Annotated in this window: 19 protein-coding genes; 9 read left to right on the plus strand and 10 right to left on the minus strand. The window is 71.6% G+C overall.

Going from position 1 to position 20,787, the window contains the following annotated elements:
• The first annotated feature begins 264 nt into the window (after positions 1-264).
• Positions 265-1,632, plus strand: coding sequence for a M14 family metallopeptidase (locus ACWEBX_RS19255; protein ID WP_451886029.1), 1,368 nt, complete (start codon positions 265-267; stop codon positions 1,630-1,632).
• An 80-nt stretch (positions 1,633-1,712) separates the two neighbouring features.
• Here the strand turns inward: ACWEBX_RS19255 and ACWEBX_RS19260 are convergent, their stop codons facing one another.
• The 5 genes from ACWEBX_RS19260 to ACWEBX_RS19280 form a co-directional block, all read right to left on the minus strand.
• Positions 1,713-2,414 carry a hypothetical protein gene (locus tag ACWEBX_RS19260; RefSeq protein WP_451886030.1) on the minus strand — a complete coding sequence of 234 codons (702 nt, stop codon included), beginning with the start codon at positions 2,412-2,414 and terminating at the stop codon, positions 1,713-1,715.
• A gap of 64 nt (positions 2,415-2,478) precedes the next feature.
• The gene (locus ACWEBX_RS19265; protein WP_451886031.1) at positions 2,479-3,963 is read right to left on the minus strand and encodes a GntP family permease; all 1,485 of its coding nucleotides are present in this window, start codon (positions 3,961-3,963) and stop codon (positions 2,479-2,481) included.
• Between the two features lie 233 nt (positions 3,964-4,196).
• Positions 4,197-4,607, minus strand: a complete 411-nt coding sequence (locus tag ACWEBX_RS19270) for a RidA family protein (protein ID WP_451886032.1) — start codon at positions 4,605-4,607, stop codon at positions 4,197-4,199.
• Positions 4,608-4,614: 7 nt separating this feature from the next.
• Positions 4,615-5,382 carry an IclR family transcriptional regulator gene (locus tag ACWEBX_RS19275; RefSeq protein WP_451886033.1) on the minus strand — a complete coding sequence of 256 codons (768 nt, stop codon included), beginning with the start codon at positions 5,380-5,382 and terminating at the stop codon, positions 4,615-4,617.
• Positions 5,379-6,401, minus strand: a complete 1,023-nt coding sequence (locus ACWEBX_RS19280) for a sugar kinase (RefSeq protein ID WP_451886071.1) — start codon at positions 6,399-6,401, stop codon at positions 5,379-5,381. The genes ACWEBX_RS19275 and ACWEBX_RS19280 overlap by 4 nt, the downstream gene beginning before the upstream one ends.
• Before the next feature lie 273 nt (positions 6,402-6,674).
• Between ACWEBX_RS19280 and ACWEBX_RS19285 the strand changes: the two genes are divergently transcribed.
• Both ACWEBX_RS19285 and ACWEBX_RS19290 read left to right on the plus strand, forming a co-directional pair.
• A complete protein-coding gene (locus ACWEBX_RS19285; protein WP_451886034.1) occupies positions 6,675-7,952 on the plus strand; it encodes an alanine racemase in 1,278 nt (425 codons plus the stop codon).
• A 32-nt stretch (positions 7,953-7,984) separates the two neighbouring features.
• The gene (locus tag ACWEBX_RS19290) at positions 7,985-9,613 is read left to right on the plus strand and encodes an N-acyl-D-amino-acid deacylase family protein (RefSeq protein ID WP_451886035.1); all 1,629 of its coding nucleotides are present in this window, start codon (positions 7,985-7,987) and stop codon (positions 9,611-9,613) included.
• 20 nt (positions 9,614-9,633) lie between these two features.
• Here ACWEBX_RS19290 and ACWEBX_RS19295 read toward each other — a convergent pair whose 3' ends face one another.
• Together ACWEBX_RS19295 and ACWEBX_RS19300 are read right to left on the minus strand one after the other, a co-directional pair.
• Positions 9,634-10,536 (minus strand): S1 family peptidase, encoded by a 903-nt coding sequence (locus tag ACWEBX_RS19295; RefSeq protein WP_451886036.1) that lies wholly within the window; start codon positions 10,534-10,536, stop codon positions 9,634-9,636.
• Between the two features lie 263 nt (positions 10,537-10,799).
• The gene (locus ACWEBX_RS19300; protein WP_451886037.1) at positions 10,800-11,435 is read right to left on the minus strand and encodes a hypothetical protein; all 636 of its coding nucleotides are present in this window, start codon (positions 11,433-11,435) and stop codon (positions 10,800-10,802) included.
• 125 nt (positions 11,436-11,560) lie between these two features.
• Between ACWEBX_RS19300 and ACWEBX_RS19305 the strand changes: the two genes are divergently transcribed.
• The 6 genes from ACWEBX_RS19305 (at position 11,561) to ACWEBX_RS19330 (ending at position 17,999) form a co-directional block, all read left to right on the plus strand.
• Positions 11,561-12,772, plus strand: coding sequence for a pyridoxal phosphate-dependent aminotransferase (locus tag ACWEBX_RS19305; RefSeq protein ID WP_451886038.1), 1,212 nt, complete (start codon positions 11,561-11,563; stop codon positions 12,770-12,772).
• 123 nt (positions 12,773-12,895) lie between these two features.
• Positions 12,896-13,324, plus strand: a complete 429-nt coding sequence (locus ACWEBX_RS19310) for an SCO4983 family protein (RefSeq protein ID WP_451886039.1) — start codon at positions 12,896-12,898, stop codon at positions 13,322-13,324.
• Positions 13,325-13,604: 280 nt separating this feature from the next.
• Positions 13,605-14,678 (plus strand): hypothetical protein, encoded by a 1,074-nt coding sequence (locus ACWEBX_RS19315; RefSeq protein ID WP_451886040.1) that lies wholly within the window; start codon positions 13,605-13,607, stop codon positions 14,676-14,678.
• Positions 14,679-14,690: 12 nt separating this feature from the next.
• Positions 14,691-15,863 (plus strand): toxic anion resistance protein, encoded by a 1,173-nt coding sequence (locus tag ACWEBX_RS19320; protein WP_451886041.1) that lies wholly within the window; start codon positions 14,691-14,693, stop codon positions 15,861-15,863.
• Positions 15,860-17,404 carry a substrate-binding and vWA domain-containing protein gene (locus ACWEBX_RS19325; RefSeq protein WP_451886042.1) on the plus strand — a complete coding sequence of 515 codons (1,545 nt, stop codon included), beginning with the start codon at positions 15,860-15,862 and terminating at the stop codon, positions 17,402-17,404. Before ACWEBX_RS19320 ends, ACWEBX_RS19325 begins: the two co-directional genes overlap by 4 nt.
• Positions 17,391-17,999: a hypothetical protein gene (locus ACWEBX_RS19330; RefSeq protein WP_451886043.1), complete on the plus strand. Its 609-nt coding sequence runs from the start codon at positions 17,391-17,393 to the stop codon at positions 17,997-17,999. The genes ACWEBX_RS19325 and ACWEBX_RS19330 overlap by 14 nt, the downstream gene beginning before the upstream one ends.
• A gap of 19 nt (positions 18,000-18,018) precedes the next feature.
• Here ACWEBX_RS19330 and ACWEBX_RS19335 read toward each other — a convergent pair whose 3' ends face one another.
• From ACWEBX_RS19335 to ACWEBX_RS19345, 3 genes are read right to left on the minus strand one after another with little or no spacing between them, the layout of a single operon-like run.
• Positions 18,019-19,194, minus strand: coding sequence for a hypothetical protein (locus ACWEBX_RS19335; RefSeq protein WP_451886044.1), 1,176 nt, complete (start codon positions 19,192-19,194; stop codon positions 18,019-18,021).
• Entirely contained in the window at positions 19,191-19,997 is an 807-nt protein-coding gene (locus tag ACWEBX_RS19340) for a PP2C family serine/threonine-protein phosphatase (RefSeq protein ID WP_451886045.1), read from the minus strand. The genes ACWEBX_RS19335 and ACWEBX_RS19340 overlap by 4 nt, the downstream gene beginning before the upstream one ends.
• 27 nt (positions 19,998-20,024) lie before the next feature.
• Complete coding sequence (locus ACWEBX_RS19345; RefSeq protein WP_451886046.1) at positions 20,025-20,786, minus strand: vWA domain-containing protein; 762 nt, start codon at positions 20,784-20,786, stop codon at positions 20,025-20,027.
• Between the last annotated feature and the right edge of the window lies 1 nt (position 20,787).

The following is a 20,787-nucleotide window of genomic DNA, read 5'->3' on the forward strand; positions in this document are numbered from 1 at the left end:
GCCCGGGGCGGGCGGGGCCCCCGGGGCCGGTGCCGTCGTGTACGGCGACCGCGGCTGGTGTCGCCCGACAGGGAGCGGGTTCGGTGCCGCTCGGCGCGGCTGATTCCCGCCGACGTCTCTTTGGTATCCATTGACCTGCTCATGCCAGAGCCTTCACCATGAGCGCCACACCCGCACCAGACACGTCACCTTGAGCCACTCCCCAGCTCCACTCCCCCACAATTCCGGAGATCCCGGAATTTTCCGGAGAAACAAGGAGACTTCATGCGATTTCGCCCACGTGGCAGTGGCGGCGCCGACGGCAGGAGCAGAGGCGGCCGTCGCGGCGCCGCCCTCGCCGTCCTCGCGGCCCTCGCTCTCGCGGCTCCCCTGACGGCCACCGCCACCGACGCCACGGCGAGCGGGGCCAGGGCCCTCGCGCCCTCGTCCGACGACATCAGGCAGTACGAGATCCACCAGGGCTCGACCTCCGCGTCCCGGACGCAGATCCAGCGGTCGGGCGTCACCGTGGACGAGGCCGACGAGGAGACCGTCGTCGTCTCCGGCCGCGCCGACCAGATCGCCACGCTGCGCCGGCAGGGCTACGACGTCACTCCGCTCGGCTCGGCGCCCAACCGCTCGTCCGCCGGCGACGTACGGCTGTTCGACTTCCCGACGGCGGACTCGAAGTACCACAACTACGCCGAGATGAACACGGAGATCGACCAGCGGCTCGCCGCCTACCCGGGCATCATGAGCAAGCGGGTGATCGGCAAGTCCTACCAGGGCCGGGACATCGTCGCCATCAAGGTCAGCGACAACGTGGCGACCGACGAGAGCGAACCCGAGGTCCTGCTGACCTTCCACCAGCACGCCCGCGAGCACCTGACCGTGGAGATGGCGCTGTATCTGCTGCGCGAGCTCGGGGCCGGCTACGGCAGCGACTCCCGGGTCACGAGCATGGTGAACAACCGCGAGATCTGGATCGTCCCGGACCTCAACCCGGACGGTGGCGAGTACGACATCGCGAGCGGCTCGTACCGATCGTGGCGCAAGAACCGCCAGCCCAACTCCGGCTCCTCGTACGTCGGTACGGACCTGAACCGGAACTGGAACTACAAGTGGGGCTGCTGCGGCGGCTCTTCGTCCTCCAAGTCCTCCGAGACCTACCGCGGCGCGTCGGCCGAGTCGGCACCCGAGGTGAAGGTGGTCGCCGACTTCGTACGCGGCCGGGTCGTCGGCGGCAAGCAGCAGATCACCGCGGGAATCGACTTCCACACCTACAGCGAGCTGGTGCTCTGGCCGTTCGGGTACACCACCGCCGACACCGCGACGGGGATGACGGCGGACGACGCCGCCGCGTTCAAGGCCATCGGCCAGAAGATGGCCGCCAGCAACGGGTACACGGCCGAGCAGGCCAGTGATCTGTACATCACGGACGGCTCGATCGACGACTACCTCTGGGGCACCCAGAAGATCTTCGACTACACGTTCGAGATGTACCCGACGTCCAGCTCCGGCGGCGGCTTCTACCCGCCCGACGAGGTCATCGAGCGGGAGACCTCCCGCAACCGGGACGCGGTGCTCCAGCTCCTGGAGAACGCCGACTGCATGTACCGGTCCATCGGCAAGGCCGCCCAGTACTGCTCCTAGGGGGAACACCTCCGGCCTGACCGGCCGGAGCCGGGGATCCGCGTGCCCCACCTGACCGGGTGCGCGGATCCCCGTACCCCTTACGGCTTCTCGGCCTTGTCCTTCACTTCGGACTCGGACTCGACCTCGGCGGCCGTCTCGACCTCGACCTCGGTCTGGGCTTCGACCTCGGGGTCGGCCACTGCCTCGGGGTCGTCCTCGCCGTCCTCGAAATAGGCGTCCAGGACGGCGTCGAGCTGCTCCTCCCACTCCTTGAAGCGTGCTCGGGCGTTCGCCTCTATCTCGATCGGATACCACCGGCGTTCCGGCGTGTGCACCGTGATGGTGAACCGCTTGCCGAAACGCGGCGACTCCGTCTCGACGGCGCCGATCTCGTCCCAGCGGAACTCCGCCTCCTGGTCGTCCAGGCACAGCCGGACACCACTGTGGTCGGCTCTGATCGAGGCACGCCGGTCGGAGGCCTCGAAGACGGGACCGTCCGGGGCGGGACCGCTCTCCTCCGCGGACTCGGCCTCCTCCACGGACTCGGCCTCCTCCGGGATCTCGGCGGCGGGCGCCTCGTCGGAGACCGCGTCGTCGGAGACGGCCTCGTCGGAGACGGCCTCGTCGGAGACTGCCTCGTCGGAGACGTGCTCCTCCGCGGCGGCCTCCTCGGCCTCCTCGGTCTCCACGACCGCGTCCGTCGGCTCCGCCGGTACGGGTGACGTAAGCCCGGGGATGTACGCCGGGTTCACCGCGGCGGCGTCCAGGGGCTGGCTCTTCGAACCTATGCGCTGCTCCACAGCGGGAAGTATGGTCGAAGATCCTGTGCGGGGCACAGCCAGGCCCGAATTGGCGATGCCACTGTTACACGAAGAGACTCATCACGGCGGCCACGGCGAACCCGGCGACGGACAGCACCGATTCCAGGACGGTCCAGGTCCTCAGAGTGTCGCGCTCGCTGATGCCGAAGTACTTGGCCACCATCCAGAAGCCGCCGTCGTTGACGTGCGAGGCGAAGATCGAACCCGCCGAGATCGCCATGATGACCAGGGCGACGAAGGCCTGCGAGTGGTGGCCCTCGGTGAGCAGCGGCGCGACGATGCCGGCGGTGGTGACGATCGCGACGGTCGCCGAGCCCTGGGCCACCCGCAGGACCAGCGAGATCAGATAGGCCAGGACGATCACCGGGAGGCCGACGTCGTTGAAGGTGTCCGACAGGGCCTGGGCGACCCCGCTGGCCTTCAGTACGGCACCGAAGACGCCGCCCGCGCCGACCACGAGCAGGATGTTGCCGACCGGCTTGAGGGACGAAGTCGACACCTTCTCCAGGGACTTGCGGGACCAGCCGCGCCGGATGCCGAGCAGGTAGTAGGCGAGGACCAGGGCGATGGTGAGGGCGACGAACGGACTGCCGAAGAACGCGACGACCGAGCGGAGGGTGGAGGGGTCGAGGGCGATCGAGGAGAAGGTGGCCGCGAGGATCAGCACCAGCGGCGTACCGATGATGCCGAGGACGGTACCGAGCGGAACCGGCTCCTCCCGGGGCTCCACGCCCGATGCCCGCTGCTCCTCGACGACGGCCGACCTGGCCTCGGCGGCCGCCTCGACCATGTCCTGCGGTACGGGGACGAAGAGGCGCCTGCCGATCCAGGCGGAGTAGACCCAGGCGGCGAGCACGGCGGGGACGCCGCAGACGATGCCCATGAGGACGACCCAGCCGAGCTGGACGTGCAGCAGTCCCGCGGCGGCGACCGGGCCGGGGTGCGGCGGCAGGAAGGCGTGGGTCATCGACAGACCGGCGAGCAGCGGCAGGCAGTAGAGGAGGATCGACTTGCCCGACCGTTTGGCGGCGGCGTAGACGAGCGGCGCGAGGACGAAGATGCCGACGTCGAAGAAGACGGGGATGCCGAAGATCAGGCCGGTCAGGCCCATGGCGAGCGGCGCCCGCTTCTCCCCGAAGAGCCCGAGCAGCCGGGAGGCCAATACCTCGGCGCCACCGCTGACTTCGAGGATCGCCCCGAGCATCGTGCCGAGGCCGATGATGATCGCGACATGGCCGAGGATGCCGCCCATGCCCGACTCGACGACCGAGACGGCGTCGGACCTCTGGACCGTGCCGAACAGTTCCGTGACGGAGAGTCCGGCGGCGAGGCCGACGGCTATGGAGACGGCGAGCAGGGCGACGAACGGCTGGAGCCGGACCTTGATGATCAGGAAGAGAAGGAGCGCGATGCCGAGGGCGGCGACCGTGAGCAGTCCGGCCGTGCCGTCGAGGAGGAGCAGGAGACCGCCGGTGTGCGGTGGTGTCTCCGGGGCCGGGGCTGTCGCTGCGAGCGGGTACGACGACATGTCGGGGAGCCTCTTTTTCGTCAGTCCGTGGGGGCTTTCGGGCAGAGCGGATCGCGGTGCGGCTCCCCGGGGATGGCGGGGTGCCGCACCGTGACGTCGTACGGGGTGCGGGAGTCGCGCGGGTCGCGCGGGTCGCGCGGGTCGCGCCGGCTGTGCGGGTCGCGCGGGTCGCGCCGGCTGTGCGGGTTACGCGGTCGCGCGGGAGTCGCGCGGGCGTGGGCCCGGAGGGGGCGTCAGCCGAGGACGGCGAGTACGTCGATCTCGACGAGGAGTCCGGCCGGCAGGCCGACGTAGACCGTCGTGCGGGCGGCGGGGGGCGCGGTGAGGCCCTGCTCCTCGAAGTACTGGTTGTAGATCTCGTTCATCTCGGCGAAGTGGCCGGTGTCCGTGAGGTAGACGCGGATCATCATCGCGTCGTCCCAGGCGGCGCCGCCCTCTTCGAGGATGGCCTTGACGTTGGCGAGCGTCTGGAGGGTCTGCTCGCGCAGGGTGGGACCGGCGGGCGTCGGGGGCCTGCCCTCCTCGGCGGGCAGGAAGCCGACCTGTCCGGCGACCTGGAGGATGTTCCCCTTCCGCACGCCGTGCGAGAACGCGGCGGGCGGGGTGGTGTGGGTCGCGGGGGTGAGGGCGATCTTGTCGGTCATGCGGTGATCATTCCTTCGGTTCTTCCTTCGTGGGGGCTTTGCCGGAGTAGTCGCGGCTGATGGCGTCGGCCGTACGGCGTACCAGCGGGAGCAGGGCGAGGAGTTCCTCGGCGGTGACGACGACGTTGGGCGCGGAGACCGACATGGCGGCGGCGACGCGTCCGTCGGCGCCGCGGACGGGTGCCGCGACGCAGTTGATGGATTCCTCGTGGCCGCCGAGGTCGGTGGCCCAGCCCTGTTCGCGCACCATCGCCAGTTCCTTGAGGAAGGCGGGGGCGTTCGGCGTCGAACGGGCCGTGTACATCGGATAGTCGAGCTTGTCGGCGACGGAGCGGCGCTCGGCCTCGGGCAGGTCGGCGAGGAGGAGTTTGGCGACCGCGGCGACGGTGATGGCGACGGGTTTCCCGATCCGCGAGTACATGCGCACCGGGTAGCGGCTCTCCACCTTGTCGATGTAGAGCACCTCGTTCTCCTCGTACACGGCGAGGTGGACGGTGTGTCCGCAGCTCTCGTTGAGGCGGACGAGGTGGGGGTGGGCGATCTCGCGGACGTCGAGGTTCTCGACGGCCTCCTGGGCGAGGGCGAAGAGACGGGCGCCGAGCCGGTAGCGCTGGTCGGACTGGCGGTACACCAGGCCGTGTTCGTTCAGGGTGCGCAGCAGGCGCAGGGCCGTGGACTTGTGGACGCCGAGGCGGTCGGCGACCTGGCCGAGATCGGCGGGGCCCTCGGCGAGCAGCGGCAGGATGCTCAGCGCTCGGTCGACGGTCTGGCTCATGGCGTACGTACCTCCTCGGCGGCCCGTGCGTCGGCTTCGGTCCAGCCGGGGCCGAGACGAAGTGTCTCCCAGGCACGGTCGTCGAGAGCCGCCAGCCGGTCGGCGAGCCCCCGGGCGGGCGGCTCGGCGAGGTCGCCCGGGACGGTGAGGGCGGCGGCGGCCGTCAGATGGCCGTGCCGCAGGCGGTCACGGGCGGGAAGGCCGCGCAGGGTGGCGGAGAGGAATCCGGCGGCGAAGGCGTCACCGGCGCCGACGGCCGCGACGACGTCGACGCCGAGGGCCCGGACGAAGGTGGCGGTGCCGATGGCGTCCCCGGTCCCCTCGGGCCCCTCCTTGTCGGACTTGTCGAACACGACGGCTCCGCCGCTGCCGTACTTGACGACCAGGACGTCCGGTTCGGGCAGCGCCTCGCGGATCGCGCGCGCTCCGCGCAGTCCCCAGGCGTCGCGGGCCTCGTCGTCGCCGACGAAGACGAGGTCGGCGCGGCGCGCGAGGTCGAGCAGGACGCGCGGCCCCTCGGGGTGGCCGCGCCACAGGCCCGGGCGGTGGTTGACGTCGAAGGAGACGAGGGGACGGCCGGTCCGGGGGGCGGTCAGCTCGCGCATCAGGTCGAGACAGCCTTCGGAGAGCGCGGCGGTGATGCCGGACAGATGGAGCACGCGTCCGGAGCGGGCGGCGGCCAGGTCCGTGTTCCGTGCCGTCATGGCCGAGGCGGCGGACCCGGCCCGGTAGTAGGCGACTTCGTGGGCGTCGGTCGCCCGGTCGCCCGCGGTGCGGAAGTAGACGCCGGTGGGCCGGCCGGGGTCCCGGCGCACGGCGGAGGTGTCGACGCCGTACGCGGTGATCGCCTCGACCAGGTGGTCGCCGAACCCGTCGGCGCCGACCCGGCCGACCCAGCGGGCGGAGTGACCGGCGCGGGCGAGGACGCAGGCCACGTTCGACTCGGCTCCGCCGATCCCCCGCTCGAACGACGGCACGTCGGCGAGGCGACCGGGGCGCGTGGGCAGGAAGGTGACCATGGACTCGCCGAGCGCCACCACGTCGACGGTGCCGGTGCCGGTGCCTCCGACGACCGTGCCGGTTCCGGCGTCGGTCTCGGTGCCTGCGTCGGGGGACACGGCACCCTCGGGTCCGTTGCTGCTCACGGTGGTCGGGACTCCTCGCTCTGGCGGCCCCCGGCGGCGAACGGCACCGTTGACCCTGCGTCGGCTGGGATGTTAGACAGCAGTGAACGACATACGCAATGAGCGTTGCACATGATGCAACACGATCGAACAGGCCCAGGAGGCCCCATGAGCGCCGACACCGCCGCCGCACCGCTGGCCGCACTCGCGGCGGAGCGCGTCGACCACCGTTTCAAGGGCCTGCCGCCGGACGCCGGCGGCCTGAGCGTCGGCGAACTGGCCGCCCAGCGCCGCAACCTCTTCACGGACGGCTTCACCACCCCCGTCCTCGCCCTCTCCGCCGAGCGACTGACCCACAACCTCGAACTCATGGAGACGTACGCCGACCGGCACGGCCTCGCCTTCGCCCCGCACGGCAAGACGTCCATGGCGCCCCAGCTCTTCTGGCGGCAGATCGAGCACGGCGCCTGGGGCATCACCCTCGCGGTCCCCCACCAGGTGCGGGTGGCCCGGGAGTTCGGCATCGACCGGATCTTCCTCGCGAACGAACTCGTCGACCCCGCGGCCCTGCGCTGGATCGCCGCCGAACTCGCGGAGGACCCGGACTTCCGGTTCGTCTGCTACGTCGACTCGGTGCGCGGGGTGGAACTGATGGACGCCGCGCTGCGCGGGAGCGCCCGCCCGGTGGACGTCGTCGTCGAACTCGCCGCGGGCGCGGGCGCCCGTACCGGCGCGCGGACGGAGGAGGACTGCGCGGCCGTCGCCGACGCCGTCGCGGCGGCCGGGACGCTCCGGCTGGCCGGCGTCGCCGGGTACGAGGGCGAGGTGCCGGACGCGAACCCCGAGCGGGTGCACGCCTGGCTGCGGCGGCTGACCGCGCTGGCGGCGGCCTTCGACGGCGCCGGGCGGTTCAAGGACGTCGACACGATCGTCGTCAGCGCGGGCGGCAGCGCCTGGTTCGACGCGGTCGCCGACGTCTTCGCCGGGATCCCCGAACTCTCGCTGCCCGCCCTGAAGCTGCTGCGTTCGGGCGCGTACGTCTCGCACGACGACGGCCACTACCGAAGGCTCACCCCCTTCACCCGCGTCCCGCGGGAGGGCGCCCTGCACCCGGCCTTCCGTCTCTGGTCGCAGGTCGTCTCGCGACCCTCCCCCGAGCAGGCCTTCACCAACGCCGGCAAGCGGGACGCGGCCCACGACCTCGATCTGCCCGTCGCCCAGGTCGTGCGCCGCGGCGCGGCCGAGCGTCCGGCGGACGGCATCGAGGTGAGCCGGCTTTCCGACCAGCACACCTGGCTGCGCACGGACCCGGGAGCGGACCTGGAGGTCGGCGACTGGGTCGGCATGGGCCTGTCCCATCCGTGCACGTCCTTCGACAAGTGGCAGCTCATCCCGCTGGTCGAGGCGGACGGCACGGTCGTCGACTACATCCGTACGTTCTTCTAGAGATCCGTCCCCTACGACACGGGAGTCGCCCCATGGACCACGCCGACCTGGTCTTCCAGGACGTCGACGTCGCCGACGGCAGCGGCGCGCCGACGTATCGCGCGGACGTGGCCGTCAAGAACGGGCGGATCGCCGCGATCGTCAAGGAGGCCGCGGCGGCCGGCTGCCAGCGGCCGCGCGGCACAAGGGAACTGGACGCCGAAGGTCTGGTCCTGGCGCCCGGCTTCATCGACATGCACGCGCACAGCGATCTCGCGTTGCTGCGGGACCCGGACCACAGCGCGAAGGCCGCCCAGGGCGTGACGCTCGAAGTCATCGGCCAGGACGGCCTGTCGTACGCGCCGGTCGACGACCGTACGCTCGCCGAGGTCCGCCGGACGATCACCGGCTGGAACGGCGACGGTGACGACATCGACTTCGACTGGCGTTCGGTGGGCGAGTACCTGGACCGGCTCGACCACGGATTCGACGGCGAGGGCATCGCGGTCAACGCCGCCTACCTCGTCCCCCAGGGCACCGTCCGCATGCTCGCCGTCGGCTGGGAGGACCGCGAGGCCACGCCCCGGGAGCTGGACCGGATGCGGCAGTTGGTGGCGGACGGGCTGCGTCAGGGCGCGGTCGGCATGTCCTCGGGACTGACGTACACGCCGGGGATGTACGCGCGGGACGCCGAACTCACCGCGCTGTGCCGGGTGGTGGCGGAGCACGGCGGGTACTACTGCCCGCACCACCGCTCGTACGGGGCGGGCGCCCTGGAGGCGTACGAGGAGATGGTGGCCCTCACCCGTGAGGCCGGCTGCCCGCTCCATCTCGCGCACGCCACCATGAACTTCGGGGTGAACGAGGGGAAGGCGCCGGAGCTCCTCGCCCTGCTGGACAAGGCGCTGGCACGGGGCGCGGACATCACCCTCGACACCTATCCGTACACCCCGGGGTGCACCACCCTCGCGGCGATGCTGCCGAGCTGGGCGGGCGAGGGCGGCCCGGAGGCGGTGCTCGCCCGGCTGCGGGACGACGACACCGCCGAACGGGTTCGGCACCACATGGAGGTCGTGGGCGCGGACGGCTGCCACGGCGTGCCCATCGCGTGGGACACGATCGAGATCTCGGGGGTGAACGACCCCGGGCTCGGTTCGTACGTCGGCCGGACCGTCCGGGAGTCGGCCGACCTGCGCGGCGAGGAACCCTGGACCACCGCCCGGCGGCTGCTGGTCGAGGACCGGCTCGGCCCCACGATCCTCCAGCACGTCGGTCACGAGGAGAACGTCCGGGCGATCATGCGCCACCCCGTGCACACCGGCGGCTCGGACGGCATCCTGCACGGCACCAAACCGCATCCGCGCGCCTACGGCACCTTCCCGCACTACCTCGGCCGGTACGTGCGGGAGTTGGGCGTCCTGACGCTGGAGGAGTGCGTCGCCCATCTCACCGGCAGGCCCGCCGCCCGGCTGCGGCTGCCCGACCGCGGTCTCGTCCGCGAGGGGTACCGCGCCGACCTGGTCCTCTTCGACCCGGCGACGGTCGCGGCGGGCTCGACCTTCGCGGCGCCGCGCACCCTGCCCACCGGTGTCCCGCACGTCCTGATCGACGGGCGTTTCGTCGTCGAGGACGGGCGCCGGACGGATGTGCTGGCGGGACGGGCGGTCCGCCGGACGGCGTGACCGCCCGCCCTCCCGCGGTGTTACGGCTTGGGCAGGACACACCCGCTCAGGCTCAGGTCGAGCTTGTTGCCCGTCGTGAAGCAGGCCGGGATCTGGTAGGTCTCCTCGGCGTAGTTGATGCCCTGGCGGACGGTGACGGTGCCGTTCGCGTCGACCTCGCAGGGGTTGTTCACCGTGCAGCGTTCGCCGTCCTCGTTGCCGGTGTTGTTGACGGCGACGACCTTGCCGGTGGACTGGTCGACGACCGGCGAGCCCGAGGTGCCGCCGATGGTCTGGCAGGCGGAGGTGTAGCGGACCGAGTCCTTCCAGGTCCAGCCCCCCTCCTTGAGGCGGTACACGAACCCGTCGATGCTGCAGCTGTAGAGACGCTTCCAGTAACCGGAGGCCACGGTGATGGCGGTACCGGCGGTGGGGTGCGTGTTCTGCACCGTCAGGGCGCTGATGCCGTACGAGTTCCTGATGGTCGCGTAGGTGCTGGTGAGCTGGTAGATCGTGATGTCCGTGTCGGTCATGGTCGAGTAGGCGACCTTGCTCGCGCGCAGCGTCGCGACCCTGGTGCCCGCCGAGTTCAGCAGACCGAAGGTCCGGCTGGACGACTGGCCGACGATCACCTCACCGGGATCCGGGAAGCCGGTCTCCAGGCAGTGGCCGTTGGAGAGCACGAGCGCCGGGTCGGTGTCCGCCGAGTTGGGGAAGCGGACGACCGAGCCGGAGCAGTTGCTGAGCGCGACGGTCCCGGCGAGGCTGACGGCCTGGAGGGTGGGCGCCGCCCGGGTGCCGGCCGTGGTGACGGAGGCCTGCACGCGCGCGGGAGCCGCGTGGGACGCGGGTGCGGCGTGGGGAGCGGGTGCCGCGACCGCGGGTGCCGCGCCCGCCCCGGACAGCACCAGGGCGAACAGCGCGGCGACGAGAGGCTTTCTCATGTGGGGGTCCCCTCTTGCGACTTGGGACGGCCGAAGGTCGTCCGGCCGCCTTCCGCTGGCCGGAGGTCTTCCGGCCAGTTGTTGTCATGCGCATTGTGATGCGAGAGGGAAAAGTGAACAAGGAGCGCTTTCCGGCCTAAGAGCCGGAAACGGCGTACGTGCTCTCGGCGGCGTGCCTGTCTTCGGTGGCGTCCGTGCCCCCGGCGGCGTACGTGTCCTCGGCGCGGCGGAAGAGGACTGCACCGCTCACGGCGACCCGGCGGCTAGCCCCAGCCGTGTCCGTGGCCGTGACCGTGACCGCGCCCCGTGGCGCTCGTCGTCGACGGGGTCGGGACCGGGGCCGAGGTCGTGGGCGCGGGCGCCGTGGACGCGCTCGCGCTCGGGCTCACGGAGGGGCTCGCGGACGCGGACGCGCTCCGGGAGGCCGCGCTCGCGGACGCGAGGGCCGAGGCGGACGCCGAAGGGGCGGCCGGCGCCGCGGGCGCGGTGGTGACCGACGGCGGCGCCGAGGAGGCGGCCGGTTCCGCGGGCCCGGTCGCCAGGCGCACGGGCCCGGACGTCGACGCCGGCGCGCCGTCGCCGGACCCGTCGGCCGCGCCGGAGTCGAGGGCGCCCACGGCGACGACACCGAGGACGACGGCGACGGCCGCGCCCCCGGCCACGGCGACGCGCCGGTTGTTCCGGGCCCGCCTGCGGTGCCGCGACCGCTCCCGCCGCCCGGCAGGACCGCCGCCGATGACGGGCAGAACGCTCGTGTCGTCGCCGTCCGTGTACGCCTTCCGCCAGCCGTGCGCCTCGGCGGGATCGGCGTACGTCTCGTAGGCCAAAGGCGTCTCCCCGTCGCTCTGCGGGAGGTACACCGTCGGCCGGGCTTCGGGCTCTCCGGACTGCCAGGACATGATCGCGCATTGTAGGGACCACCTGGGGGTCGGACGCAGCCGGAGGACAAAGATGCCGGAACCGACCCGTCTCGCGTGGTGAAAAACACCCCCCGGCGCGCGGCGGGCGGCCGTAAGCTCACGGCATGCAGGTGATCCAGTCCACGAAGCTCGCCAACGTCTGCTACGAGATCCGGGGTCCGGTTCTCGAGGAAGCGATGCGGCTCGAAGCGGCCGGTCATCGCATCCTCAAGCTCAACACGGGCAACCCGGCCGCCTTCGGGTTCGAGTGCCCGCCGGAGATCCTCGAGGACATCCTCCGCAACGTCTCCTCGGCGCACGGCTACGGCGACGCCAAGGGCCTGCTCGCCGCCCGTCGCGCCGTCGTCATGCACAACCAGACCCTCGGCATCGAGACGGACGTCGATCACGTCTTCATCGGCAACGGCGTCTCCGAGCTCATCGTGATGGCGATGCAGGCGCTGCTGGACGACGGCGACGAGGTGCTCGTACCGGCGCCGGACTACCCCCTGTGGACCGCCGCGGTCTCCCTGTCCGGCGGCACGGCCGTGCACTACCGCTGCGACGAGCAGTCCGACTGGATGCCGGACCTCGCGGACGTGGAGCGGAAGATCACCGACCGCACCAAGGCGATCGTCATCATCAACCCGAACAACCCGACGGGCGCGGTCTACGACGACGCGATGCTCCGGGGGCTGACGGACATCGCCCGGCGGCACAACCTGCTGGTCTGCTCCGACGAGATCTACGACAAGATCCTCTACGACGGCGCCACGCACACCGCGACCGCCAAGATCGCCCCCGACCTGCTCACCCTCACCTTCAACGGCATGTCGAAGGCGTACCGGGTGGCCGGCTACCGCGTCGGATGGATGTCCGTCTCGGGGCCGCGCGCGCACGCCGCGTCCTACATCGAGGGTCTGACGATCCTCGCGAACATGCGGCTGTGCGCGAACATGCCGGGACAGCACGGCGTGGTGGCGGCGCTCAGCGGACGCCAGACGATCGACGACCTGGTCCTGCCGGGCGGGCGCCTGAAGGAACAGCGGGACATCGCGCACGAGCTGCTGACGCAGATCCCGGGCGTGACCTGCGTGAAGCCGAAGGGGGCGCTGTATCTCTTCCCGCGCCTCGACCCGAAGGTCTTCAAGGTCAAGGACGACCGGCAGATGGTGCTCGACCTGCTGCGCAGCGAGAAGATCATGGTCGTGCAGGGGACGGGCTTCAACTGGCCCGAACCGGACCACTTCCGGGTGGTGACCCTGCCGACGGTCGCGGATCTGACGGACGCGGTGACCCGGATCGGCTCGTTCCTGGACGGCTACAGCCAGCCGTGACGCCCGCCGGGACGCGCCCCACGCTCACCCTGCGTAGGCGCCGCGCCCCAATATGCGAACCAGCTCAACTTTAGACGAAATCCAAGCTAGGATGGCTTCCTGTCAGGCACAGGAGGCCATTCCATGTACGAACCGATCCGCTCGAAGTCGGTCCACACGACGGTCGGCGCCCCCTCCTCCGACTTCCCCCACCGGTCGCGCGAGGAGGAGCTGGACATCCAGCTCGCCGGCCACCTGGCGGCACTGCTCGCCGTCACGGACGAGATCCGCGCGCTCACCCCGTCCGCCGACCTGGACGCGGGTGCCGAACGGCTCACCGAGCAGGTCACCCGGCTGCGCGGCGGCGCCCCGCTCCGCGCGCAGGCCGCCCCGGCCGCCCCGGAGCCCGAGGAGTCCCACCTCGTGACCCTCCACCGGCGGGCCCACGCACTGGCGGGCCGTGCCCTGGTCGTCGCCGCCTCCCGCGCCGACACCGCCGCGGCGATCCTCTCCGCCGAGCGCATGGACGCCCACGCCTCCGCCACCGAACCGCGCGAGCTGGCGACCCGCTGAGACCCCCGGCTCCCCGCCGAACCTCAGGCCTCCGGGCCGAACCTCCGGCCTCCGCGCCGACCCCTCGGGCCCCGGCCCGAGGCCCCGTACGGCCCCGGTCCGCGCGTCTTCGAAGTGACGCGCGGACCGGGTGCCACACCCACCCCCTCCACCCGCGCAGGGCCCCCTGCCGCCCGGGTAGCGGCGGCCCCTCCTCCGGTTGCGTACCGGGACCCGGTGGTCACCCCGTGTTCACCCCCGGGGACGGGGAACGTTGGATTCCGAGGTGCACGCTCCAGGCGTGAGACGCATCGCGGGAATCGTCCTGGCGGTCCTGTTGATCGGCGGAGTGGCAGCAGCCGTCGTCGCAGGCCGCACTGGTCAGGACAAGGGCACGGCAACGAAGACCGTGCAAGGAGTGATCGGTTCGGAGAAGGCGGAGTTCTTCGCCGATCCGGATGTGGTGAAGGCCCTCGCCGCCAAGGGCTACACCGTGAAGACGGAGACCTCCGGGTCCTGGGCCATGGACGGCCTCGACCTCAAGGGGTACGACTTCGCCTTCCCTTCCAGCCAGGCCCCGGCCGACGAGCTCGCGGACAAGTACCACGTCCGCCAGCCGCTGCCCCGGCCCTTCTACTCGCCCCTCGTCGTGGTGGCCCACCGCAGCGCGGCCCAGGTCCTCGCTGCCAACGGACTGGCCACCCTCGACAAGAACACCGGCACGCTGAAAATGGCCGCCTACCTCGACGCGGCCCGGCACGCGCGAACCTGGCAGCAGCTCAAGGGCGCCACGGCACACGGTGAACTGACCGGCACGCTGTACATCGCCAGCACCGACCCGGAGACCTCCAACTCGGGTGCCCTCTACCTCGCCGCCGCGTCCTATGTCGCCGACGGCGGGCGCGTGGCCACCGACAACGCCGCCGTCGGCCGCACCGCGTCCCTGATGCACCGGCTCATCAGCGTCCAGGGCGCCCAGCAGTCCAGCACCGACGCCGCGTTCCGCGACTTCGTCAGCGGCGCCGGCAACCCGCTCGTCCTCGTCTACGAGTCGCAGGTCGCCGCGCTGCTCTCCGAGGGCCAGGACGCGGGAGACCTCACGGTGCTCTACCCGGACACCACCGCCAACAGCGACCACACGGTCGTACCGCTCACGCCCGAGGGCCGGGCGCTGGGTGAACTCCTCAGCACCGACCCGACGTTGCGCCGCCTGGCCGTCAAGCACGGGTTCCGTCCGCAGGGCGCCACCGGCGAGTTCACGGCGGCCACCGCCGACCGTGCCACCTATCTCAACCAGAAGCTGACCGGCGTCCGGCAGGCGCCCGTGCCCACCTACAAGGTGCTGCACGAAATGGCGCGCCGAGCCGGGAACTAGGGGGAAGAGCACATGAGCACCGACGACACGTTCACCCTCACACCGCCCGAGGCCGTGGCACCCGTGCCCCGCGAGAAGGCGGGCGGGCTCGTCCCCGTCGACCCGGGGGTGCAGGACGAAATGGCGCGCAGGGCCGCAGAGTACATCGACGGTCTCGCCGTCCTGGATGCCCGCTCCCCCGAATTCGCGGGCAAGGTAGGGGAGATCGCCGGCCTCGGGGCCACCGAGATGCGCGGCGCCGCCGCCCAGTCCAACCGCATGCTGGAGCGCACGATCCGCAGCCTGCCCTCCAAGGGCGAGGACGCGCAGTCGCACGTCGCCGGCTCGCTCGTCGAACTTCGGCGCGTGGTCGAGGACCTGGACCCGCGCGACCTGTCCGCGAGCAAGGGCAGGAAGTTCCTGTCCAGGCTGCCGGGCGGCAACAAGCTGCGCGACCACGTCGCCAAGTACGCCTCCGCACAAGGCACGTTGAACAAGATCGTCGGCTCGCTGCGCGGCGGCCAGGACGAACTGCGCCGGGACAACGCGGCCCTCCAGACCGAACGCGTCCGGCTCTGGGAGACGATGGGCAAGCTCCAGGAGTACGTCGTGCTCACCCAGGCCCTGGACACCGCGGTCGAGACGCACATCTCGGGAGTCGACGCCGCCGACCCCGCGCAGGCCGACACGCTCCGCTCCGACGTACTCTTCCCCGTCCGGCAGAAGCACCAGGACCTGCTCACCCAGCTCGCGGTGTGCGCCCAGGGCTATCTGGCGATGGACGTGGTCCGGCGCAACAACGACGAACTGATCAAGGGCGTCGACCGCGCGGCCACCACCACGGTCTCCGCGCTGCGTATCTCCGTCATGCTCGCCTCCGCGCTCGACAACCAGCGCAAGGTCGTCGAACAGGTCAACGCCCTGCGCGGCACGACGGAGGACCTCATCCGCGGCAACGCCGAGATGCTGTCCACCCAGAGCGGGGAGATCCAGCGCATCGCCGCCGACCCGGCCGTCGGCGCCGAGACCCTGCGCACCGCCTTCCAGGAGATCTACCGCACCCTCGACGCGATCGACACGTACAAGGTCAGGGCGACCGAGACGATGGCCGCGACCGTGGAGTCCCTGACCTCCGAACTCCAGAACGCCGGAGCCTACTTGGAGCGCAGCCGCACGCGGGGCGCCCTGGAGGGCGGGCACGGATGAGAGCGATCCGACGGGCGGCCGCCGCCGCCGTCGCCCTGCTCGCCCTGACGGCCTGCACGGCCCAGGGGGAGACACCGTCCGGGGACGACGGGAAGCCGCGGCCCGGCACCCTGCGGGTCCTGGCCTCCAGCGAACTCGGCGACATGAAGCCGGTGCTCGACCGGATCGAGCGGGAGACCGGCATCAAGGTCAGACCCACCTACATGGGCACCCTCGCCGCCGTGGACCTGATCGCGCGGGGCGCGTCGGACGGCCGGTACGACGCTCTGTGGCTGTCCTCCAACGCCTATCTGCGTCTGCGCCCCGAAGCCGCGAGGAAGGTCGTCTCGGAGACGCCCGTCATGTCGAGCCCGGTGGCCATCGGCGTGAAGCCGGCCACGGTGCGCGCCCTCGGCTGGAAGCCGGGGGACGTCACCTGGTCACAGGTGGAGAAGGCCGTGGCGGACGGGAAACTCACGTACGGCATGACCGATCCGGCACGCTCCAACTCCGGTTTCTCCACGCTGATCTCGGTGGCCTCCGCGCTGTCCGGCGCCCAGTCGGCGCTCACGGACGCCGACGTGGCCAAGGCGACACCCCGGCTGCGCGAGTTCTTCAAGGGACAGAAGCTCACGTCGGGTTCGTCGGGCTGGCTGGCCACGGCCTACGAACGCCGCGGCACCGTGGACGCCCTGCTCAACTACGAGTCCGTCCTCAAGGGCGTGAAGGGCCTGACCGTCATCCGCCCGCGCGACGGCGTCGTGACGGCCGACTATCCGCTCTCCTCCCTCGCCGCGTCCTCCAAGGACACCCGCGACGCCGTCCGGCGCCTCGCCGAGGCACTGCGCGCGCCGGCCGCCCAGAAGCTGATCACCGAGCGGACCAACCGACGTCCGGTCGTCGCCTCCGTCGCCCCGGCGGCCGGACTCGACACCGGACGACGGCGTGAACTCCCCTTCCCCGGCCGCCGGTCCGTCGCCGACCACCTCCTCGACTCCTACGAGAACAAGCTGCGCCGGCCGTCCCGGACGGTGTACGTCCTCGACACCTCGGGCTCGATGGACGGCGACCGCCTCGACCGGCTCAAGAAGTCCCTCGGCGATCTGACCGGCGACTTCCGCGACCGCGAGGAGGTGACGCTGATGCCGTTCGGCTCACAGGTCAAGAGCGTCCGCACCCATGTGGTCCGCCCCGAGAACCCGAAGGCCGGGCTCGACGCCATCCGCGAGGACACCCGCGCGCTGAGCGCCGACGGCGACACCGCGATCTACACCTCGCTGGAGAAGGCGTACGAGCATCTGGGCGCCGACGACGACACGTTCACCTCGATCGTGCTGATGACGGACGGCGAGAACACCAGGGGTGCGAGCCCCTCCGACTTCGACGACTTCTACGGCCGGCTGCCCGGCGGACAGCGGGAGATCCCGGTCTTCCCCATTCTGTTCGGCGACTCCGACCGCGGCGAGCTCCAGCACATCGCCGACCTGACCGGCGGCCGTCTCTTCGACGCCCGGAAGGGCTCGCTCGACGGCGCCTTCGAGGAGATCCGTGGCTACCAATAAGCTCCTCCGCTTCCTCGAGTCGCGCAAGAACCTCACCGGCAGCGCGTGCGGGATCGCCGGACTCGCGCTGACGTTCACCGGTCTCGCGGGCCCGTACTGGCCGGCCGTCGTGGCGGGCCTGTACGGCGCGGGCGCGCTGATCGCGCCGCCGGAGCGCCCCGCCCCGCCCGACTTCCCCGACCCCTCCGCCCAACTGGCAGAACTGCGCGTCGACTTCGGCAAGCTGCGGGAGTACCTGGACGGCGTCGAGCTGCCTCCGGCGGCGGCGGGCCGGCTCACCGAGCTGACCGGGATCCTCACCGCCCTGCTCGACCCGGGCTGGGTCGCCGAGATCCTCGCCCAGGACCCCGAGGGCGTACACGCCCTGTCGCGTGCCGTACGCCAGGACATCCCGGAAGCGGTCGACACCTTCGTCCGCACCCGGTGGTGGACCCGGCTGGCCCCCGGCACCGAACCGCCCGAGCGCCACCTGGAGCGTCAGCTCACCGTGCTCCAGGAGGAGTCGGACCGGCTCGCGGCGGCCCTGCGCGAGACGGAGGCACGGCGCCAGGAGTCCCACACCCGCTATCTGGAGGACCGCGGCCGCTCGCAGTGACCTGAAGGCCGCGCGCGGCTCAGGCGTTCGCCACGATCACCACCAGGATCACGACCGCCAGGATCAGCAGCGCCACCTTCAGCCCCGTGGGCCACGGCTCGCCCGGCGTCGGCACCGGCGGCTGCGGCCGGCCCTGCGGCACGCCGGACGCCGGGACCGAGGCCGGAACGTTGAACACGTCGTGCCCCGTGAGCGCCGCCCGGCCGCACCAGGGGCACGAGGACAGATGCGAGCCGAACGCGTGCAGCGGACGGGCCGGGCAGACCCGTACCAGCGCGCGTTCCTTGTCCAGGGCGCGCAGCCACGCCTCCGCGGAAGGCCGCGTGGCCGGGTCCTGCACCCCGGGACCGAACGCGGTGCGGGCCAGCGCGAGGAGTTCGGGCGGGAGCACGGAGGGGTCGATGGTGCCGCGCGGGATGACGACCCGCTCCGGGCGCACGACGTAGGAGATGCTGGCGGCGATGTTGTCCTTGACCGTCGACTCGGACGCGCTGTCGTGCGGCACCCCGCCGAAGGGGTGGTTCCCGGCCGTCAGGAGCTGGTAGACGAGGACGGCGAGGGCGAACTCGTCCGTGTCCCGGGTGGCGGGGCCGCCCGCCTGCCGCTCGGGGGACGAGTAGTCGGTGGTGTGCATCAGACAGGGGAACAGCTCCCCCGTCACCGGGTCGTTGAAGGCGATGGAGTCGCAGTCGAGGAAGGTGACGAACCCGTTGGCGTCGACGACGACGTTGCTGCTGGAGAAGTCGCCGATGACGAGATCGTCGTGGTGCATGCGCGCCGTCATGAAGGCGAGGTTCCAGGCGACGCCGAGCAGGAAGCGCCAGTCGGCCCGGTCGGCGAACAGCTTGAGCCGCTGGGCGCGCGTGAACAGGCCGATGAGCTGGACGTGCTGGGGCTCGCCGAAGCGGCGCATGGCGTAACCGAGGAACTCGCCCTGCGGGCCGCGCGCGAGCGCGGTCGGCCAGGCCAGCTCGGGCGGCTGGGAGGCGTCGGTGGGGCGGGTCACGAGCGGGGACATCGTCAGCATCCGCTTCAGCCGCTGCTCCTCCTTGGGCCCCGGCGCCTCGCGGTACAGCTTGACGACGATGCCGTCGTCACCGACGACCGGGAAGACGGCCGCCTGGCCGCCGCCCTTCAGGGGCAGCTCGGCGAGGGTCACCGGCTTGCCGTCCAGGAACACGGTGCGGCCGCTCATGGCCGCGCCTTGAGGACGGCTCGCAGCAGGGTCTTGTCGTCGGCGTTGAGCGCGGTGAGCCGGTCCGACCGGAGCAGGGTCCCCAGGCCCTCGTGGGCGCTCGCCGTCACCGGTCCGGGGACGTCGAGGGAGCGGAACACGGCCTCGGCGAAGGACGCGTTCGGGGACAGCGCGCCGCCCGACGACCGGTTGAGCGCGGCCTGCGCCAGTCCGTCGGTGGACAGCAGCACCCCGTCGATCCCGTCGTCGGACACACAGTCGGTGTGCACCCAGCGGGCCGCGTCCGGCGAGGTGAGGAAGACCGTCTCGTTGCTGTACTCGCTGGCCGCGGCCGGCTGCGGCAGCAGATGGAACTGCCGCTCACCGTCCTCCGTACCGGCCCGCAGGACGACGAAGCCGTCCCCCACGGACAGATGGCCGAGCCAGCCCCGCGCGAGCACGACCACCGTGAGCGTGGTCGCGAAGTCCGCCGCGTCGGAGCCCGTGCGGTCCAGGAACACCTTGCACACGTCGTGGAAGGCGTCCCGCAGCAGCTCACGCACCGCCTTGCCGGGACGCCGGTCCGCCACGGTGGCGGCCCGGCGCGCGAAATGCTCGGTGGCCAGCTCCACCGCGAGCCGGGCGCCCTCCTCGGAGCGCGGCCGGCTGCCCGCGCCGTCGGCGACGGCGAGGACCGCGACGGACGCCGTCACCGTGTGCCCGCAGGCGTCCTGGCAGGGCTGCCCCTGGCGGCGGTGCCGGTATCCCTCGACGCTCATTCCGTGGATCCGCCACGGCGTGTCCCGCTCGTCGACTGCGGTCATCACTCAGGAGTCCCATCGGGTCATCGGTCACGATTCCCAGGCCGGGCGCTGTGTCTTGAACTGGCTGAAGATCTTCTCGAAGACCTCGTCGCCCGCGCCCTTCTGCTCGGCGTTGGCGCTCGCGGACATCATCTGGAGCAGTTCGCGGAACGGGAATCCCTGCAGCCGGGCGTTGAACTTCGGCGCGAAGGACCGGAGCACCTGTTCGCCCCGGTCCGTGATGCCGCCGACGCCGATCGCGTACAGCCGGAAGCGGCGGGCCTGCTGCTCGTCGGCGAGGACCGGGATCAACCGTTGCCAGGAGTCGGTGAGATGGCCCGTGGCGTCGGTGGGCAGTCCATCGGTGACGAGGCAGATCTGCGGCCGGTAGTACTGGAGTCCGGAGGCGCGCAGCTCGGCCTTGCGGGCGGCGACGATGTTCATCGACAGTTCGAGCGCCTCGGTCATCAGGGTGACCCCGGCGGCGGCGAGCTGCGGCGGGTGGAACATGTGCGCCGGCACGAAGGGGCTCACGGGCGCGTGCGCGGGCAGGAGCTGGGGTCCGCGCCAGGCGGCGACGCCCTGGCCGCCGAAGGTGACCAGGGCGACCTCGACGCTGTAGCTGAGGCTGACGTCGTCGTGCAGTTCCCGGGTCCACTCCGCGAGCGCGTTGTTGAGCGTCTGGATGGGCTGACCCGCCATGGAGCTGGAGATGTCGAGGCAGAGGACGAGCGGCAGCCGCTGCGCGTTGTTCTCGAACTCGATGTCGGCGTACTCCGCCGGCAGGGTGGGCGGGTAGTCGCTGTGCATG

Source organism: Streptomyces sp. NPDC005070, from assembly GCF_053600395.1.

Coding starts and splice junctions, on each gene's coding strand:
- ACWEBX_RS19305 (WP_451886038.1), top strand. CDS start 11,561: ATGCAGGTGATCCAGTCCACGAAGCTCGCCAACGTCTGCTACGAGATC.
- ACWEBX_RS19275 (WP_451886033.1), bottom strand. CDS start 5,382: ATGAGCCAGACCGTCGACCGAGCGCTGAGCATCCTGCCGCTGCTCGCC.
- ACWEBX_RS19290 (WP_451886035.1), top strand. CDS start 7,985: ATGGACCACGCCGACCTGGTCTTCCAGGACGTCGACGTCGCCGACGGC.
- ACWEBX_RS19340 (WP_451886045.1), bottom strand. CDS start 19,997: ATGACCGCAGTCGACGAGCGGGACACGCCGTGGCGGATCCACGGAATG.
- ACWEBX_RS19310 (WP_451886039.1), top strand. CDS start 12,896: ATGTACGAACCGATCCGCTCGAAGTCGGTCCACACGACGGTCGGCGCC.
- ACWEBX_RS19265 (WP_451886031.1), bottom strand. CDS start 3,963: ATGTCGTCGTACCCGCTCGCAGCGACAGCCCCGGCCCCGGAGACACCA.
- ACWEBX_RS19325 (WP_451886042.1), top strand. CDS start 15,860: ATGAGAGCGATCCGACGGGCGGCCGCCGCCGCCGTCGCCCTGCTCGCC.
- ACWEBX_RS19320 (WP_451886041.1), top strand. CDS start 14,691: ATGAGCACCGACGACACGTTCACCCTCACACCGCCCGAGGCCGTGGCA.
- ACWEBX_RS19285 (WP_451886034.1), top strand. CDS start 6,675: ATGAGCGCCGACACCGCCGCCGCACCGCTGGCCGCACTCGCGGCGGAG.
- ACWEBX_RS19335 (WP_451886044.1), bottom strand. CDS start 19,194: ATGAGCGGCCGCACCGTGTTCCTGGACGGCAAGCCGGTGACCCTCGCC.
- ACWEBX_RS19345 (WP_451886046.1), bottom strand. CDS start 20,786: ATGCACAGCGACTACCCGCCCACCCTGCCGGCGGAGTACGCCGACATC.
- ACWEBX_RS19270 (WP_451886032.1), bottom strand. CDS start 4,607: ATGACCGACAAGATCGCCCTCACCCCCGCGACCCACACCACCCCGCCC.
- ACWEBX_RS19300 (WP_451886037.1), bottom strand. CDS start 11,435: ATGTCCTGGCAGTCCGGAGAGCCCGAAGCCCGGCCGACGGTGTACCTC.
- ACWEBX_RS19295 (WP_451886036.1), bottom strand. CDS start 10,536: ATGAGAAAGCCTCTCGTCGCCGCGCTGTTCGCCCTGGTGCTGTCCGGG.
- ACWEBX_RS19255 (WP_451886029.1), top strand. CDS start 265: ATGCGATTTCGCCCACGTGGCAGTGGCGGCGCCGACGGCAGGAGCAGA.
- ACWEBX_RS19280 (WP_451886071.1), bottom strand. CDS start 6,401: ATGGTCACCTTCCTGCCCACGCGCCCCGGTCGCCTCGCCGACGTGCCG.